Origin of the sequence: Bradyrhizobium sp. 139 (genome assembly GCF_023074175.1) — a bacterium.
GTDB lineage: Bacteria > Pseudomonadota > Alphaproteobacteria > Rhizobiales > Xanthobacteraceae > Bradyrhizobium.
This window is the reverse complement of the sequence record NZ_JADPKS010000077.1, coordinates 17,618-34,302: the sequence shown is the minus strand read 5'-3', so window position 1 is coordinate 34,302 and position 16,685 is coordinate 17,618. Positions and strand designations below refer to the sequence as shown.

Annotated in this window: 15 protein-coding genes; 9 read left to right on the top strand and 6 right to left on the bottom strand. The window is 63.5% G+C overall.

What is annotated here, in order from left to right; genetic code table 11:
- Positions 1 to 72 precede the first annotated feature (72 nt).
- Positions 73 to 873, bottom strand: coding sequence for a RimK-like protein (locus IVA80_RS18655; protein WP_247433289.1), 801 nt, complete (start codon positions 871 to 873; stop codon positions 73 to 75).
- 376 nt (positions 874 to 1,249) lie between these two features.
- Between IVA80_RS18655 and IVA80_RS18650 the strand changes: the two genes are divergently transcribed.
- The 3 genes from IVA80_RS18650 to IVA80_RS18640 all read left to right on the top strand — a co-directional run bounded on the left by IVA80_RS18650 (position 1,250) and on the right by IVA80_RS18640 (position 4,484).
- The gene (locus IVA80_RS18650; protein WP_247433286.1) at positions 1,250 to 2,023 is read left to right on the top strand and encodes a ferredoxin--NADP reductase; all 774 of its coding nucleotides are present in this window, start codon (positions 1,250 to 1,252) and stop codon (positions 2,021 to 2,023) included.
- A gap of 493 nt (positions 2,024 to 2,516) precedes the next feature.
- Complete coding sequence (locus tag IVA80_RS18645; RefSeq protein ID WP_247433340.1) at positions 2,517 to 4,142, top strand: FMN-binding glutamate synthase family protein; 1,626 nt, start codon at positions 2,517 to 2,519, stop codon at positions 4,140 to 4,142.
- A 102-nt stretch (positions 4,143 to 4,244) separates the two neighbouring features.
- On the top strand, positions 4,245 to 4,484 hold the full coding sequence (locus IVA80_RS18640) for a PilZ domain-containing protein (protein WP_247433283.1): 240 nt from the start codon (positions 4,245 to 4,247) through the stop codon (positions 4,482 to 4,484).
- Between the two features lie 207 nt (positions 4,485 to 4,691).
- On the opposite strand, the gene IVA80_RS18635 is transcribed toward IVA80_RS18640, so the two are convergent.
- The 4 genes from IVA80_RS18635 to IVA80_RS18620 form a co-directional block, all read right to left on the bottom strand.
- Positions 4,692 to 5,987: a hemolysin family protein gene (locus tag IVA80_RS18635; RefSeq protein WP_247433278.1), complete on the bottom strand. Its 1,296-nt coding sequence runs from the start codon at positions 5,985 to 5,987 to the stop codon at positions 4,692 to 4,694.
- 122 nt (positions 5,988 to 6,109) lie between these two features.
- A complete protein-coding gene (locus tag IVA80_RS18630; protein WP_247433275.1) occupies positions 6,110 to 8,047 on the bottom strand; it encodes a carbohydrate porin in 1,938 nt (645 codons plus the stop codon).
- Between the two features lie 429 nt (positions 8,048 to 8,476).
- The gene (locus tag IVA80_RS18625) at positions 8,477 to 8,740 is read right to left on the bottom strand and encodes a hypothetical protein (protein ID WP_247433270.1); all 264 of its coding nucleotides are present in this window, start codon (positions 8,738 to 8,740) and stop codon (positions 8,477 to 8,479) included.
- Positions 8,741 to 8,879: 139 nt separating this feature from the next.
- Positions 8,880 to 9,692 carry a creatininase family protein gene (locus IVA80_RS18620; protein WP_247433267.1) on the bottom strand — a complete coding sequence of 271 codons (813 nt, stop codon included), beginning with the start codon at positions 9,690 to 9,692 and terminating at the stop codon, positions 8,880 to 8,882.
- 123 nt (positions 9,693 to 9,815) lie between these two features.
- Here IVA80_RS18620 and IVA80_RS18615 point away from each other — a divergent pair, with 123 nt between their 5' ends.
- The 5 genes from IVA80_RS18615 to IVA80_RS18595 all read left to right on the top strand — a co-directional run bounded on the left by IVA80_RS18615 (position 9,816) and on the right by IVA80_RS18595 (position 14,359).
- Positions 9,816 to 10,838, top strand: coding sequence for an ABC transporter substrate-binding protein (locus tag IVA80_RS18615; RefSeq protein WP_247433264.1), 1,023 nt, complete (start codon positions 9,816 to 9,818; stop codon positions 10,836 to 10,838).
- Between the two features lie 209 nt (positions 10,839 to 11,047).
- Positions 11,048 to 11,863 carry an ABC transporter ATP-binding protein gene (locus IVA80_RS18610; protein WP_247433261.1) on the top strand — a complete coding sequence of 272 codons (816 nt, stop codon included), beginning with the start codon at positions 11,048 to 11,050 and terminating at the stop codon, positions 11,861 to 11,863.
- Positions 11,860 to 12,678: an ABC transporter permease gene (locus tag IVA80_RS18605; protein WP_247433259.1), complete on the top strand. Its 819-nt coding sequence runs from the start codon at positions 11,860 to 11,862 to the stop codon at positions 12,676 to 12,678. The genes IVA80_RS18610 and IVA80_RS18605 overlap by 4 nt, the downstream gene beginning before the upstream one ends.
- Positions 12,678 to 13,667, top strand: a complete 990-nt coding sequence (locus IVA80_RS18600; protein ID WP_247433256.1) for a 2-hydroxyacid dehydrogenase — start codon at positions 12,678 to 12,680, stop codon at positions 13,665 to 13,667. Before IVA80_RS18605 ends, IVA80_RS18600 begins: the two co-directional genes overlap by 1 nt.
- On the top strand, positions 13,667 to 14,359 hold the full coding sequence (locus tag IVA80_RS18595) for an AprI/Inh family metalloprotease inhibitor (protein WP_247433252.1): 693 nt from the start codon (positions 13,667 to 13,669) through the stop codon (positions 14,357 to 14,359). Before IVA80_RS18600 ends, IVA80_RS18595 begins: the two co-directional genes overlap by 1 nt.
- A gap of 143 nt (positions 14,360 to 14,502) precedes the next feature.
- Here IVA80_RS18595 and IVA80_RS18590 read toward each other — a convergent pair whose 3' ends face one another.
- A complete protein-coding gene (locus IVA80_RS18590) occupies positions 14,503 to 15,891 on the bottom strand; it encodes a peptidoglycan-binding protein (protein ID WP_247433337.1) in 1,389 nt (462 codons plus the stop codon).
- A 263-nt stretch (positions 15,892 to 16,154) separates the two neighbouring features.
- On the opposite strand from IVA80_RS18590, the gene IVA80_RS18585 reads away from it, so the two are divergent.
- Positions 16,155 to 16,529 (top strand): hypothetical protein, encoded by a 375-nt coding sequence (locus tag IVA80_RS18585; protein WP_247433249.1) that lies wholly within the window; start codon positions 16,155 to 16,157, stop codon positions 16,527 to 16,529.
- Positions 16,530 to 16,685: the final 156 nt, after the last annotated feature.

Genomic DNA, 16,685 nt, shown 5'->3' with positions numbered 1-16,685 from the left:
GGGCCGTCGCCCTTCGAGGGCCGCTGAAGAAGCGGCCACCTCAGGGTGGCGATAGATCAAGGCTCGCTGCGGCTAATTCTTCCCAAACACCCGATCCAGCGCCGCATCATACGTCGCCTGCACCAATTGCGGATAGAGCTTCGCCAGCGCCTCCATCATCACGCCGGAATTGATCTCGAGCACATGCCATGAACCGTCGACGCACACCACGTCGACCGAGGTGAAGGTGATGCCGATGGCGCTCGCGGCATCGATCGCGAGCTTCACGCAAGCCGTTCGAACCTCGCCGTCCTCCAGCAACACCGGCTTTGCGCCGGCATCGAGATTGTGTCGCCAATCCGTGCCACGCTGCTTGCTGTAGACGACGAGGGGCACATCGTCGAGCAACACCACACGGACCTCGTCCTCGATCGCGACATAAGGCGAGATCACGAGCCCGGCGCTCATCGAAAAAACATCGCCAACCGCGTGGTCGAGTTCCGCCTCCGTCATCACCTTGAACACCGAGCGCCCCGATGTCCCCTCGTTCGGCTTCACCACGACGCCTTGCGGATGGTCGTGAAGCCGCTCAAGCATTGCATCTCGCCAGGTGGGGCCAACAACATTCCTGCCTAGCTTGGGGTTGAGGAAGAGATGATGGGGAATGCAGGGCACGCCCTCGAGCGCCAGCACCTCGGCAGTGGCCGATTTGTCGTTGGCGAGACGGTGCGCGACGGCGCTGTTGAGGCCGATGTCATAGCCGAACGCGAAGTGGCGCTTGCCGCGCCCGCGCATCGCGAGCAGCCAGCCGCCGGAGCGGACATCGAGCGCGATGCCATGGTTCGCGCAATAGCGCCTGATCGCCTGGACGAAGATCCGCTCGCCGCTTGCCATGTGCTTCAGTCGTTCCTGTCGCCAAAGGCCGCAAAAATGCGGGAAACGGCGCCAACTCGGGTGAAAATCAGAGCTATTCTTAATGAAATTCTCGCGAGCGCTACGGAAATTAAGTGCTGCGATCGAGCCTGAAAGGGAAAAGAAATTGCCCTCCGCGCATGCGAGGCAGCAGATTCATTAATGATGTGGCCATTTCCGCCGCAAATGCCGGTTTGACCGGCATCAATTGCATCCGGAACGAGGTTGATTATTGGTCGCAATGGCGTAGATCACACACGCGAAATCCTCCGCCATGACAAATGGTGTCCGCCCCGCTTTCAGGGGCCGGGCAACGCTTTTGTCCTAAAACCCGCAATTATTCGGAATATCGAAAATCATGAGCGCGTTTTACCGAGAGAAGGTTCTTTCCGTCCAGCATTGGACCGACACGCTGTTCAGCTTCCGCGCCACGCGCGATACCGGCTTCCGCTTCCAGAACGGCCAGTTCGCGATGATCGGCCTCGAGATCGAGGGCCGTCCGCTGCTGCGCGCCTACAGCATGGCGAGCGCCAACCACGAGGAAGAGCTCGAGTTCTTCTCGATTAAGGTTCAGGACGGCCCGCTCACCTCGCGCCTCCAGAAGATCAAGGAAGGCGACACCATCCTGGTCGGCCGCAAGGCGACCGGCACGCTGATCACCGACAATCTCATTCCCGGCAAGCGGCTGATGCTGCTCTCGACCGGCACCGGTCTCGCGCCCTTTGCCAGCCTGATCAAGGACCCCGAGGTCTACGACCAGTTCGAGTCGATCGTGCTGGTGCATGGCTGCCGCCAGGTCTCCGAGCTCGCCTATGGCGAGAAGCTCGTCGCCAGCCTGCGCGAGGACGAGCTTTTCGGGGAGTTGCTCGCGGACAAGCTCGTCTACTACCCGACCGTGACCCGCGAGCCGTTCAAAAACCGCGGCCGCATCACCGACCTCATCAGCTCCGAGCAGATCTTCAACGATATCGGACAGGGCCCGCTCGACATCGAAACCGACCGCGTCATGATGTGCGGCAGCCCGGCGATGCTCGAAGAGCTGAAAGTGATGTTCGAAGGCCGCGGCTTCGTCGAGGGCTCCGGCAATAAGCCCGGCCATTTCGTGATCGAGAAGGCGTTCGTCGAGCGCTGATCGCCGCTTGCCGCCACCAATTCCCCTGTCGTCCCGGACAAGCGGAGCGCCTGGCAACGCGCAGCGTTGTCCAGGGCGGACGCTGATCCGGGACCCATAACCACAGGGTTAAATCGTGACGAAGACTGGCAGGCAGCATCTCGCGCTGCGACGCCTGCCTGTGGTTGTGGATCCCGGGCCTGCGCTGACGCTTGCCCGGGACGACAGCCGAGATCGCGGCCGCTCGCCATTGCCCTCCACCGCTCTGCTGCGCTGCAATACCCCCCCATCGAGCTGATTGATTTGCCTCGGCGGAATTGACTAGCCTGAAACAAGCGCTGCGTCATATCCGTATGACAGGCGCGGGCGTATCGTACCGCCTCAAGCTGGCGAGAGGATGGGAATCGTGGCCGACGACAACAAGACGCAGGAATCCCTTAAACAACTATCGCCCAAACAACTATCGCCCAAACACCTCTCGCCCATACGCCTGGCGCTGGCGGAAGAGGGTGTCATGGAAACCCTGCTGCTGCCATTCTCGCCGCGTTTCATTGTGCTGACGATCTGCGCGGTGGTCACCGCGCTCCTGATCGGCATCGGCATCGCCGATCGCAAGATCTTCGACATCCTGCTGATCCCGATCCTGATCTTTGGCGCCCTGACGCTGCTCGGTGTCCGCGACCTCATGCAGAAGGGCCATGCGGTTCTGCGCAACTACCCGATCTCGGCGCATATCCGCTTCCTCCTGGAAGAAATCCGCCCGGAGATGCGGCAGTATTTCTTCGAGAGCGAAAAGGACGGCATGCCGTTCTCGCGCGACATCCGCGCGGTGGTCTATCAGCGCGCCAAGATGGAGCTCGACAAGCGCCCGTTCGGCACCCAGGAGGACGTCTATCGCGAGGGCTATGAATGGATGCATCACTCGGTCTCGCCGAAGACGCATGCCGATGAGAAATTCCGCATCGTCATCGGCGGCCCCGACTGCAAGCAGCCGTATTCGGCCTCCGTTTTCAACATCTCGGCCATGAGTTTTGGCGCGCTCAGCCCGAACGCCGTGCGCGCGCTGAATGCCGGCGCAAAAAAGGGGGGCTTTGCGCATGATACCGGCGAGGGCGGCGTCAGCCCCTATCACTGCGAAATGGGCGGCGACATCATCTGGGAAATCGGTTCGGGCTATTTCGGCTGCCGTCATCTCGACGGCTCGTTCGATCCGGAGGCATTCGCGCGGGTCGCCGGCGCCGACCAGATCAAGATGGTCGAGCTCAAGATCAGCCAGGGCGCCAAGCCCGGCCATGGCGGCGTGCTGCCCGCGGCAAAAGTCTCGGAGGAGATTTCCAAGATCCGCGGCGTCTCGATGGGCGAGGACTGCATCTCGCCGGCCTCGCACCGCGTCTTCTCCACCCCGGTTGGGATGATGCAGTTCATCGCCGAGATGCGCCGCCTCTCCGGCGGCAAGCCGACCGGCTTCAAGCTCTGCATCGGGCACCCCTGGGAGTTTTTGGCGATCTGCAAGGCGATGATCGAGACCGGCATCTATCCGGACTTCATCGTCGTCGACGGCAATGAAGGCGGTACCGGCGCGGCGCCGCTGGAGTTCATGGATCATCTGGGCATGCCGATGCGCGAGGGCGTCAACTTCGTCCACAACGCCCTGATCGGCATCAATGCCCGCGACCGCGTCAAGCTGGGCGCTTCCGGCAAGATCGCGACCGCCTTCGACATGGCGCGCGCGATGGCGATCGGCGCCGACTGGTGCAATTCGGCGCGCGGATTCATGTTCTCACTCGGCTGCATCCAGTCGCTGAGCTGCCACACCGATCGCTGCCCGACCGGGGTGGCGACGCAGGATCCCACGCGGGCCCGCGCGCTCTATGTGCCGCTCAAGATCGATCGCGTGCACAATTATCACCACGCCACGCTGCATTCGTTGGCCGAGCTGATCGCCGCGGCCGGTCTTGAACATCCGCAGCAGCTGCGCCCGATCCACTTCAGCCAGCGCAACTCGACGACGGAGGTGAAGTCCTTCGCGCAGCTCTATCCGGCGCTGCGCCCGGGCGAACTGCTCGAAGGCACCGAAGATCCGCGCTTTCGCGATGCCTGGCGGATGGCGCAGGCAGCGACCTTCCAGCCGGCGCAGTAACGGGCCACCGCATGATACCGCCGGCATCCTGCGGCGGCGTAAATTCACCGCGGGCAGCGTAGAGCGTTATCGTCTGTGTCACTTTTGGGTTTAAATAGCCCCATGGACGAGCGACGCGACAAAGCCAGGCACCGCGTGCTGAAAGCCGGAACCATCGAGTTCGGCGGCGGCGCGATTGACTGCACCGTCCGCAATTTTTCCAACACCGGTGCCGCCCTCGACGTCACCAGTCCGGTCGGTATCCCCGAACACTTCACCCTGTTCATCCAGGCCGACGGAACGCACCTGTCCTGCACGGTAGTCTGGCGCAAGGAAAAGCGGATCGGTGTGAGGTTCGGGTGAGGGCTCACGCCACAACTCAGCCGTCGTCCCGGACAAGCGAGCGAAGCGGAGCGCAGATCCGGGACCCATATCCCCAGGATTGAGTTTGGCGAAGACAGCCAACTCAGATCTCGCGCTACAACTTCTCCCTGTGGCTATGGGTCCCGGATCGGCGCGCGCTTTGGGCGCGCTTGTCCAGGACGTCGAGCGGAGAATTGGGCGCTCAACTCACGCCGCCGCCTGCTCACCCCGCCGGCTCACGAGAATCTTGTCGATCCTCCGTCCGTCGAGATCGACGACCTCGATATGCCAGCCGGCGAAGTCGAAGGCATCGCCGACATTGGGCAGCACGTTGAACTGTTGCAGCACGAGGCCCGCCACCGTGTTGTAGCGGTGCGGCGGCAGTTCGATGCCGAGCAGCTCGCCGAACTCGTCGACCGGCATCCAGCCGGCGATCAGGAGCGACGAGTCGGCGCGTTTGACATAGGCCGGCTCCGGCGGACCTTCTTCGGAATGGAAGGCGCCGACGATCGATTCGAGGATGTCCGCCGCAGTCACCATGCCTTCGAAAGCACCATACTCGTCATAGACGAGGCCGACATGAACCGGAGCAGCTCTCAGGATCGCGACCACGTCGCGGGCATCGGCTGATGCCGGAATGCCCGGCGCCTCGCGAACAAGCGCGCGCAGGTCGGGGGTGCGTTCGTTCATATAGGCGATCAGCAGGTCCTTGGCCTGAAGCACGCCGATCGGCTTGTCGCGATCGCCGTCCGAAACGGGAAAACGCGAATGCGGGCTCTTGGCGATGATCTCGCGAATGGCCTCCGGCGCATCGTTCAGGTCGATCTCGTCGACCTCCGTGCGCGGCGTCATGACGGCGCCGACCGGCCGGTCGCCGAGCCGCATCACGCCGGCGATCATCTCCTTCTCGCCGGGCTCGAGCACGCCGGCGTTTTCGGCCTCGCTGACGAGATGATGGATCTCGTCTTCCGAGACCTTCTCGTCAGCCTTGCCGCCGCGGCCGAGCAGCGTGAGGATCAGTCTGCCGGAGAGATCGAGCAGAAAAACGAGCGGCAGCGAAATCTTTGCCAGCAAGTGCAACGCGGGCGCGACCCTGACCGCAATGCTCTCGGGGTCGCGCAGGGCCACCTGCTTCGGCACCAGCTCGCCGACGATCAGGGTGGCGTAGGTGATGAGCGTGACGACGATGCCGACGCCGACGATGTCGGCAATCCCTGCGGACAGGCCGAGGTCGAGCAGCCATTGCGTCAGCCGCTGCCCGAGCGTGGCGCCGGAGAACGCGCCCGAGAGCACGCCGACCAGCGTGATGCCGATCTGCACCGTCGAGAGGAATTTTCCGGGATCAGCCGCGAGTGCCAGCGCCCGCTCGGCGCCGCGCACACCCTTGGCAGCGAGTAGTGACAGCCGGGCCGGGCGGGACGAGACCACGGCCAGCTCGGACATGGACAAAAGGCCGTTGATGACGATCAGAACGACGACGATGATGAGTTCGACGGACAACATTGTGCGCAAGGAGAAGGGACACTTGACCCGACGGCTGCCGGACCAAGCCCCTATATATCAACTGGATGCGCGGTTTGCCCGGTTCCAACCAAATTGTCGCATCGGAACCGTGCTTGCGAGGCTCAGAACTCGCCGTGCAGCCGTCCCGAGAACACCGACACCGGCCCGCGATCGGCGTTGTAGGCAGGGTTGACGATGAGCTGATAGTCGGCGGTCAGGGTGAGATTCCTGTTCAGCGCGTAAGCGTAATAGGTTTCGAGGATGCGCTCCTTGCGGTAGTTGAGCGCGCCGTCACCAATGAGAACACCGAGGCCGCCAGCGGCCAGGAAGTCGCGATAATCCTGCGAGATGGCATTGATGGCGCCGCCTGTGCCGATCACGTCGTCGGGCCGGCCCCATTTGGTGCCCTTGATCGACAGGCCACCGGACAGGCTGCGGTTGATGTCGGTGAAGGCAATCGTCTCGCTCTTGCCGTCGTTCCAGCTCCAGCGGCCGAACAGCCCGACATCGTCGGTGATCGCCTGTTCGAGATTGACGACATAGCCGACCTTGGTACGGCCGCGCCGGGTTTGCCCGATGTCGAGATTGAGCGCGGGATTGTCCAGCGTCTCGCGGAAGCTGCCCATATTGGCGCTGTCGAGCCAGCCCATGGTCCTGAGCTTGCCGGGTTGGCCAAACAGCGAGAAGCGCGTCTCGAGCTCGACCACGTACTGGCCGCGCTCCCCGACCCTGCTGTCGAAATGATTTGAATTGGGCTCCGCGACCATCAGGAAATAGCCGCCGCGTAGCGCCCATTGCTTCTGGTTGAGCTCGGCGGTGACGCCGTAGGTGAGGCCGACCTTGTCGGCGGAATAATCGAAGGCACCGGGCGCCCATATCGACCAGTTCATGAAATCCCTGCGGGTGTCCTTGGCGTAGGCATTGCCGTCGAACACGTCGACCACCGCGAACTTGCCGGCCTGCACCGTGAGCCTGGACACGTCGACCTTCTGTCCCAGCTGCAACTGGCCGCTCGCAAGCTCCTCCTGCTCGCCGCCGAAGCCGAAGGTCTGGCGCACGAAAAGCCGCGAGGTGTTGTAATGCGGATAGGGGAAGTTGGACTTCTGCGCTTCGCCATTCGGGAAGCCGGCGGCGCCCACGGTGTCGTTCAGCCCAAATCCCTGGAGCAGCTCGGGATTGTAATAGACCTCGCCGCCGTCCCACAGCCGTGCGTTCAGGAACAGGCTGTTGCTCCAGGTCGCCTTGGCCTGTGCTGACGGCGAGAGCGAGTTCGGTCCGCTGTAGAGCGCGGGGAACGACGGATAGCCTTGCGGCAGATAGGTGCTCTGGCCGTGGATCTCCCAGCGATCCGATTCCGTGTCGATCAGCGAACTCTTGGGATTGTAGCTCGGCATGCCCGGCCAATCGACCTTGCGGTTGAGGCCGAGCCTGATCGACTGGAAGTCGAGCGACGAGGAGGTGTATTGGGCCCCCGTGGAGAAGGCGATATTGGCGCTGTCGAAGCGGCTATAGAGATATTCGATCCGCGCGCTCCAGTGCGGCGCAAAGCCGTATTCGATGCCGGCACCCGCAATCCAGCCGGGCCGCGTGTTCAGGATTTTCGGGACTTCGCCGGCGGCCGGCGTGTCGAAATAGCGTTCGCCCATCCACACGAAGCCGCCAGTGGCGTAGACGAGCCACGGACCGCTGGTGTAGCCGACGCGGCCGCGCAGGCTGGCGGTGTAGTCCCATTGCTGGGTGACGGTGTTGGCGGGTGTCGCCAGGAAGGAAACGATCGAGTTCGAGGTGATGTAATTGGGGAACGAAAAATCGCCTTCGACCCCGACCAGCCAACCGGAGGTGAGCCGGTAATTGTAGCCGGCCTGCACGCCGCCGATCATGCCGCTGAAGATGCCGCTGTCCTTGATCGCGGTGCCGTCGTTGAGGGCGAAACTGGACGAGCCGCGGCCATAGCCGGCATGTGCACCGATATAGAGGCCGGTCCAGTCATAGACCGCCTTCAGGGCGGGGCCCTTCAGCGGCAGATCGGCCGCGCGGCCAGCGGCGGGAAAAGCCAGCATGCCCGAGGCAATCGCCGCGGCCGTCCGCAAGTACCGCTGTCGGTGACCTCTCAACGTCAAAACGCACGCCCCCAAACGCAGATGGATTCCACCCGCTGCGATATCCCTGCTGATTCGCGGCGACCCTGTCATCAGGTCTCGGTTTGCACGCGATCGGGCGAGATGATCTCGATCGGGCGCGATTTCTTCCCAAGTTCCTGTGCCTGCTGCGAACCTTATTGCGATTAATTCGCAATAGCAACTGACGCGGATTGCCGCAGATGATGGTTCGCACCGGGATGTGACGGGACTGCAACAATTTCCCCGGGGGCCCGAAATGGATGACCCCGCCCGGGGGGACAGCCGGGCGGGGTCGGGGTGCGACACGGGGTGGATGAGGCGCCCGTGCCGGACGCAGGATCCACGTGAGATCGGCCTCAGATCCTCAAATCAGTAGCAGGTACGAACGCGGCCAATGTACTGGCCGAAGGCGTCGTACTGGGCGACCCAGCCGCAGCGGTGATAGCCGTTGTAATAAGGATCGTTGCTGGCGGCGATCGCGGAGCCGACGACGGCGGCGGTGGCAATGCCGGCGCCCACACCCCAGCCCCAGCCGAGCGGCTTGGCTTCGGCCTGCGAAGTGGTGGACACGATGCTGCCGGTCACGGCGAGTGCTGCGAGAGCGACAGCGGCAATCTTGGTCTTGATCGACATTTGAAACTCCATCCGGGTTGAGACGGTCCGTTGTGGCCCGCGTGCCCAGTTGGACGGAGCCACGTCGAAACCGGTTCGAAAGCGCTCTCGGCGCTCCCGGAATTCGGCTCTTTCCTCAATAATTCCAGAGGGATGACAACTAGCCGAGGGGGCCTTTGGCCAGCCTGTTCACGTCGAAGTTATCGACCTCGGCAAGCAGCTCGCAAAATGCGCGCGCGCCCTGATCGACGAGCTGTTCGCCCTTCGCAGGCACGGCGAGCGTCGCATTGCCGACGGCCCCGCTGGCGTTGAGATCCTGCGCCTGCCAGGCGAACGGCGCGGGCCGCTGCGTCGACAGCCATCGATACCGTTTCTCGATGGCGATGCTGCTCGCGGGAAAATCCGCGATCGCATCCTTGCGCAGCTGGTCGGGATAGCGCGCCAGCATGATCGAGGTCTCGACGGCGCCGCCGTGAATGCCGTGGCGCACTTCATCCGCCGGGAACAGTTTCTCCGCGCCCGACAGCCGCGACCACGACGTCGTCACCACGAACAGCTTGTGATGCGCGCGAAGATCCTGCGCGACCAGCATCATCGCCGCGCTGTTGCCGCCATGGCTGGTGATGATGACGAGCTTCTTCACGCCGCGGCGCGCGACGTCCTCGCCGATCCCTGTCCATCGCTTCAGCGCCACCTCAGTCGGCAGCGTCTGCGTGCCCGGATAGTCGATATGCTCGGTGGAAATCCCGATCGGTTCAACGGGGAGGAATGTCGCCGGGACGTCTTCGGGCAAAAGTTGGCGCACACGCGCGAGATAGGCGTCGGCGATCAGAACGTCGGTCTCGAGCGGCAGATGCGGGCCGTGCTGCTCGGTCGCCGCCAGCGGCAGCACCGCGATCCAGCGCGACGGTTCCGGGGGCGCGATCTCGCTCCAGTCGATGCCGGACCAGTCGCGGGGCAGGGACGAATTCATCAAAGGTTTCTTTGCGCCGATTTGTAACGTAATTTGGGGCTCCTCGGGGGACGCTGCTCGGCCGGCCGCGTCTCCCGAACTTTCTTGGTTATCATGGGCCGGAACGATCGACGGAGTCCAATCATGCGCCCCAACCATCTGCGGCGAGCGTTAACGGGTGCCTTGGTGGCCGCATCTCTCGCGACCCTGCCCGTGCGCGCCGAGACGCTGGACAAGGTCTCCTTCGGCACCAATTGGGTCGCCGAGGCCGAACATGGCGGTTTCTTCCAGGCCGTCGCCGACGGCACCTACAAGCGCTACGGCCTTGACGTCACCATCGTCCCCGGCGGTCCCAACGAGAACAACCGGATGCTCCTGATCGCCGGCAAGATCGATTTCTTCATGGCCGCGAACACGCTGATGTCGTTCGATGCGGTCGCCAACAACGTTCCCGTGGTGACGATCGCCGCGATCTTCCAGAAAGATCCGCAGGTGATGCTGACGCAGCCGGATGTCAAGGTTGCGAAGATCGAGGACCTCAAGCCGTTGACGCTGTTCGTCTCCAAGGAGGGCATGACCAGCTACTTCCAGTGGCTGAAGTCCGAATACGGTTTCAGCGAGAAGAACGTCCGCCCCTACAATTTCAATCCGCAGCCCTTCATCGCCAACCCCAAGAGCGCGATGCAGGGCTACGTCACCTCCGAGCCGTTCGCGGTCGAGAAGGCCGCCGGCTTCAAGCCCAACGTGCTGCTGCTCGCCGATTCCGGCTTCAATACCTATTCGACCCTGATCGAGACCCGCCGCGACATGATCGAGAAGAAACCCGACCTGGTGCAGCGCTTCGTCGATGCCTCCATGGTCGGCTGGTACAATTACATCTACCGCGACAATTCCGCCGGCAATGCCATGATCAAGAAGCTCAATCCGGAGATGACCGACGAGCTGCTCGCCTATTCCGTCGCCAAGATGAAGGAATACGGCATCGTCGATTCCGGCGAGTCGTTGAAGAACGGTATCGGCGCGATGAGTGACGAGCGCTACACCTCCTTCTTCAACAAGATGGTAAAGGCGGGCGTGGTGAAGCCAGACCTCGATTTCCGCAAATCCTATACGCTGCGCTTCGTCAACAAGGGCGTCGGCGTCGAGCTGCGCCCGAGCAAACCGTAACGCATGCCGAGGTCGGAAAAGACCGCGGCGGATTGGTCCACCTCTCCCGAAGGGAGAGGTCGCATCGCATCGTCAGATGCGGTGCGGGTGAGGGGTTACGTTCTCTCGTGGAACCTGAGCCCCCTCACCCGCGCCTTCGGCGCGACCTCTCCCCACAGGGGAGAGGTGAAGGTCGCGGCTCGACCACGCCGCACAGCAGCGCGCCATCAATGGTAGAGGGCAAAACTTCGTCGGGGGTCGAGGCCGGGCTGGCGGCTCTCGCCGTCAGCCTGCGCGGCGTGACGAAGGTCTATGACAACGGCGTCATGGCGCTCGGCCCGCTCGATCTTGCCGTGTGCAAGGGCGAGTTCATCTCACTGCTCGGTCCGTCCGGCTGCGGCAAGTCGACTGCGCTGCGCCTGATCGCGGAGCTCAGCGCGCCGTCGTCCGGGATCGTGCGGGTGGCGCGCCATCAGGGCGCGGCGCAGCCGGGCCATGGCATCGGCTTCGTGTTTCAGGAGCCGACCCTGATGCCCTGGACCAGCGTGCGCGAAAACGTGCGGCTGCCGCTGAAACTCGCGCGCGTGCCGAAAGCTGAAGCCCGCGCGCGTGTCGATGAGGCGCTGGCCAGCGTCGGGCTCGCCGATTTCGCCGATGCATTCCCGCGCGAGCTCTCCGGCGGCATGAAAATGCGCGTGTCGCTGGCGCGCGCGCTCGTCACCGATCCTGATATCCTCCTGATGGATGAGCCGTTCGCGGCGCTCGACGAAATCACGCGCTTCCGCCTCAACAACGATTTGCTCGCGCTGTGGCGCAGCCTTGGCAAGACCGTCATCTTCGTCACCCATTCGGTGTTCGAATCCGTCTATCTGTCGCAGCGCGTGGTGGTCATGACGGCGCGGCCTGGCCGCATTCAGGCCGACATCCGCGTCGAGACGGTCGAGCCGCGCGGCGAGGCGTTTCGCACTTCGGCGGCCTATTCTGATTATTGCCGGAAAGTGTCGGCGGCGCTGGCGCCGTCCTATTCGGGGCAGTCGACGCTATGAGCATGCAACCGGCCGTCACCGCCAAACCATCCGGCGCGCAACGCGCGGTGCGTTTCGTGCTTCCCGTCGTGGTGTTTGCGGCCAGCCTCGTCGCCTGGGAACTCGTGGTCCGCATCAAGGAGATTCCGCCCTACGTGCTGCCGGCGCCTTCCGTCATCTTCCTGACCCTGATCAATGACTGGGCGGTGCTGTCACAATCGCTTGCCGCCACGCTCCTGACCACGCTCGAAGGTTTTGTCGCGGCCAGCATCGGCGGCATCGCCCTCGCGCTGCTGTTCAACCAGTCGAAATGGGTGGAATATTCGCTGTTCCCCTATGCCGTCATTCTCCAGGTCACGCCGGTGATCGCGATCGCACCACTGCTGCTGATCTACCTGGAGCAGCAGACCGCGGTCGTCGTCTGCGCCTTCATCGTCGCCTTTTTCCCGGTGCTGTCCAACACCACGCTCGGGCTGAATTCGGTCGATCGCAACCTTGCCGGCCTGTTCCAGCTCTATGGCGCCTCGCCACAGCAAGCCCTGCGCTTCCTGAAGCTCCCCGCGGCGTTGCCCTATATCCTCGGCGGCCTGCGGATCGCCGGCGGCCTATCGCTGATCGGCGCGGTCGTGGCCGAAATCGCCGCGGGCACCGCCGGCGCGGGCTCCGGGCTCGCCTACAGGATTGCCGAATCCGGCTACCGGTTGAACATACCCCGCATGTTCGCAGCGCTGCTGCTGTTGTCGCTGGCCGGGATTGTCATCTACGGGGTGCTGGCGCTAGTTTCCCACCTCGTTTTACGGCGCTGGCACGAGAGCGCGCTTGGAAAGGACAACTGATGACTGCCGGTTCGATTTCGTCCGAAAAGATCGACCTTCTGATTTATGGGCCGGTGCGGCCGATCCTCGACAACGGTTTTTCCGATCATTTCGTCGTGCACAAGGCTGAGACGCGAGGTGACCTCGAGCGGTTGACGCCGGCGATCCGCGAAAAAATTCGTGGCATGGCGGTGACCTATCACACGGTGCGCGCCGACAGGGGTTCGCTGTCGCAATTGCCCAAGCTCGAGATGGTGGCGAGCTTTGGCGTCGGCTACGACCACGTCGATGCCAAATACGCGGCCGAGCACAACATTATCGTCACCAACACGCCTGACGTGCTGACCGAGGAGGTCGCCGATGTCGCGATGGGTCTTCTGATCTCCACGGTGCGTGAGTTCATCAAGGCCGACCGTTACGTGCGCTCCGGCCTCTGGCAGACGCAAAACTATCCGCTCAGCGTCGGCTCGTTGCGCGACCGCAAGGTCGGCATCGTCGGCATGGGACGGATCGGCCAGGCGATCGCGCGCCGCCTTGAGGCGTCGCTGGTCCCCGTGGTCTATCACTCCCGCAATCCCTCCAAGGACGTCACCTACAAGCACTATCCTGATCTGATCGAGATGGCGAAGGCGGTGGATACGCTGATGGTGATCGTGCCCGGCGGCGCCGCTACCGAAAAGATGATCAATGCCGAAGTGCTGAAGGCGCTCGGCCCGCGCGGCGTGCTGGTCAATGTGGCGCGCGGCTCGGTGATCGACGAGCCGGCGCTGGTCCAGGCGCTCAAGTCCGGCACCATCCTCGCCGCCGGCCTCGACGTGTTCGCGGCCGAGCCGAATGTGCCGGACGAGCTCAAGGCCATGCAGAACGTGGTGCTGCTGCCGCATATCGGCTCGGCGTCGGTGGTGACGCGCAACGCGATGGATCAGCTCGTGGTCGACAATCTCAAGGCCTGGTTCGCCGGCAAGGCGCCGCTGACGCCAGTTGCGGAAACGCCGGTCAAGGGGCGCTGATGAAAGTTCTTCGGGTCGTTGCATTGATGATCGCGGCATGTGTTGCCGCGATCATCCCTGCGCAGGCGCAGGATACGACGACCCTGAAGAAGGAAATGCCCGGACAATGGGAGCTCTCGACCACCGAGCGCAGCAAGACCTGTGTCGTCACGCTCAAGGCTGACGCCGCGGGCCAGGGTTTCAAGCTCGAGCTGGAGCCGGCCTGCAAGACAGCGCTGCCGTTCACCAAGGACATCGTCGCCTGGAGCGTCAGGGGTCTCGACATCGTTCGTTTGCAGAATGCGACCGGTGAAGCCGTGATCGACTTCACCGAGGTCGAGGCCGGCATCTTCGAAGGCCTGCGGCAGGGCGAGGGCGTCTACATCCTGCAGGATCTCGCCGCCGCCCGCTCGATGGCGAAGTCGATGGACCAGATGATCGGGGACTGGTCGATGGTGCGCGGCAACGGCCAGCCGGTGTGCGGGCTGACACTGACCAACACCGAGGCGGGCCCCGACAATTTCCAGGTCTTCCTCAAGCCGAAATGCGATCCGGCGATTGCTCAATTCAATCCGACGCAATGGCGGCTCGAGCGCGGCCAGATCGTCCTGATGTCGAAATCAGCAGAGGTCTGGCAGTTCGAGGCCGACGACAACGCGCAATGGCGGCGCGTGCCAGATACCGCCGATCCCTTGGTCATGCTGCGTCAGTAGACGACGCAGACGTGCTCGGCCTGCATGGTTCGAGACGCCCGCTTTGGCGGGCTCCTCACCATGGGGATCTGATATCTCGCCGCGAAACGCGACCTCATCCTGAGGGCCCGCCGCAGGCGGGCGTCTCGAAGGATGGCCGCAGGTTACGTCGTCGGCTTGGGCGGCGGCGCGGTGCCTTGCGCCCACTTCTCCATCTTGCCGAGCACACCCCAGGCGGTGAGCGCCAGCGATATTGGAAGCGCAAACTGACCAAGGCCCGGCACGGCCGACACGATCGTCCCGAGCAATCCGGCAAGGCCTCCCGCATTCGGGCTCGCGGTCACCGACGAGAGCAGCGCCGTGATCAGCGAGCCGCCGATGCCGAGCGCGGTCTTCTTGCCGTCGAGGAGCTTGCCGATGGTATCGCCGAGTGCGCCGTTGACCTGGCCGAGCACGGGCTTGCCGTCCTTGTTGAGCAGGGTGCTGAGCAGGTCGACGACCTGCTTCAACTGATCGACCGGGGCCGGGCTGGTCGGGGTGACGGGTCCCGGCACGGGCGCCGTCTTGTTGATGAGGGAGAAGAGCCGTTCGAACAGGCTGATCGGATCGTTGGTGGCGGGCAGCGTGTTGCCCGGTGTCGTCGTTGCCGGAGTTACGCCGCCGGATGACGGTCGCAGCAACTGTGCGAGGTGTTCCAGCCGCTTCAGGATATGGGACAGATCGCCGCTCTGCACGGAGCCTCCCGCCTGCGTTGCACGCGTAATGGCTGCGACCGTGGCCCCGTCGAGAAGCCCGGTATCCCTCAGGCCGTTCTGCTGCTGAAACTGCGAGACCGCAGCCCTGGTCTTCGGTCCGCTGATGCCGTCCTCGGCGAGCATGGGATTGGCGCCGAGCTTGTTGAGCGCCTGCTGCATCAGAACGATCGTCGACGCCGCTTCGTCCTCGGGCTCCGTGCGGCTCGCGAATTGCGGGCTGCCGTCGAGGGTGATCGAGGAATCGAGCGACATCATCGCATGCAGGATCACCGCGGTGCCGAGCTGGGAATCGACGTGGTTCGAGTCGAACACGTGATCGCGGACGAATTTGCCGGCCCTCGCCTCCGGCGGCCCGTACAGTGTCGAGCCGCCATAGAGGTAGGGCGAATTGCAGCCCTTGGCGTGATAGCCGAAGCCGTTGAACGCCTCGAGCCGGAACAGAATCCGCGCGACACCCCAGTCGTGAGCGCCGATGAAGTTTTCGATTCTGAACGCGTCCACGGCGCCGTCCACGAACGTGGCAAAGGGACCGCGCCCTTTCGGAACGATGCTCGTCACGCGATGAAGCGACTCGCCGTTGCCGAGATAAGTGTCAAAATCGAAGTTGGATTCGCGGTAGTGGCAGACGGCAGCAAAATACCAGGGGAGTCCGGTCAACCGCTCGATCTGCTGATAGGTCGCCTTGCCGTTGATCGCCTTGCGTGCGACTCCATTCGCGTCGGCGAGGCGCGCAGGCCGGATCTCGAGATTGGCCCAATTCCGCTCGTATTCGCTCTTCAGACTCTCGAATGAGACGATTTCCCGCTCCCGAAAATTGATGAATTATCGAAATTTCGTGCAAGTCAGATATGGGCCGGACGCCGTGCTCAGGGCGTGATCTCCCGCAAATGTGGCAGGTTGCCGGCTCGGTGCATGTGAAATGGCTTACAGCTTCAGCGGGAAAATGCGCGGCAGGACCGGATCAAGGCCGAGGTCTTCGCCGGCAGCGCGAACCGTCACTGAGGGAACCGGCATGGTCGTCCGTCCGTTAGCGACGCAGACGGTCCGGCAAGGAGCCCTGCATGGCCAAGCGCATCCTCGCGATCGGCATCGAACCCGGCAATGCAGACTACAGCGCGTTCCCGCAGCTCACGCCGGAGCTCGTGCGCGGCTACATCGAGGCGCAATTGCTGCGCCTGCGCGATCTCGGCTATGAGGTCACGAGCTGCCTGATCGATCTCGACGCCACCGCGGAAGCCGGCGTCACGGCGGCGCTGCGCGACGAAAGCTTCGACTGCATCGTGATCGGGGCGGGCCTGCGCGAGCCGAGGGAGCGCCTGCTGCTGTTCGAGAAGGTGCTCAACCTCGTCCATCGGCTGGCACCGAATGCCGCGATCTGCTTCAACACCACGCCCGCCGATACCGCCGAGGCCGTGCAGCGCTGGGTCGATCCCTGACGTTCCGATCGGACGACCTGTCATCGCGCGCGGCATGGTTTGAGCCCTCTTCGCGCTGCGCCTCCGACGTCATTGCGTGAAGCGCCAGGTCCCGGCGTGGTGATTTTTCTGGTCCGAATCCGGCTGCGGCGCTATGACTCGCCTGACCACAGGGGA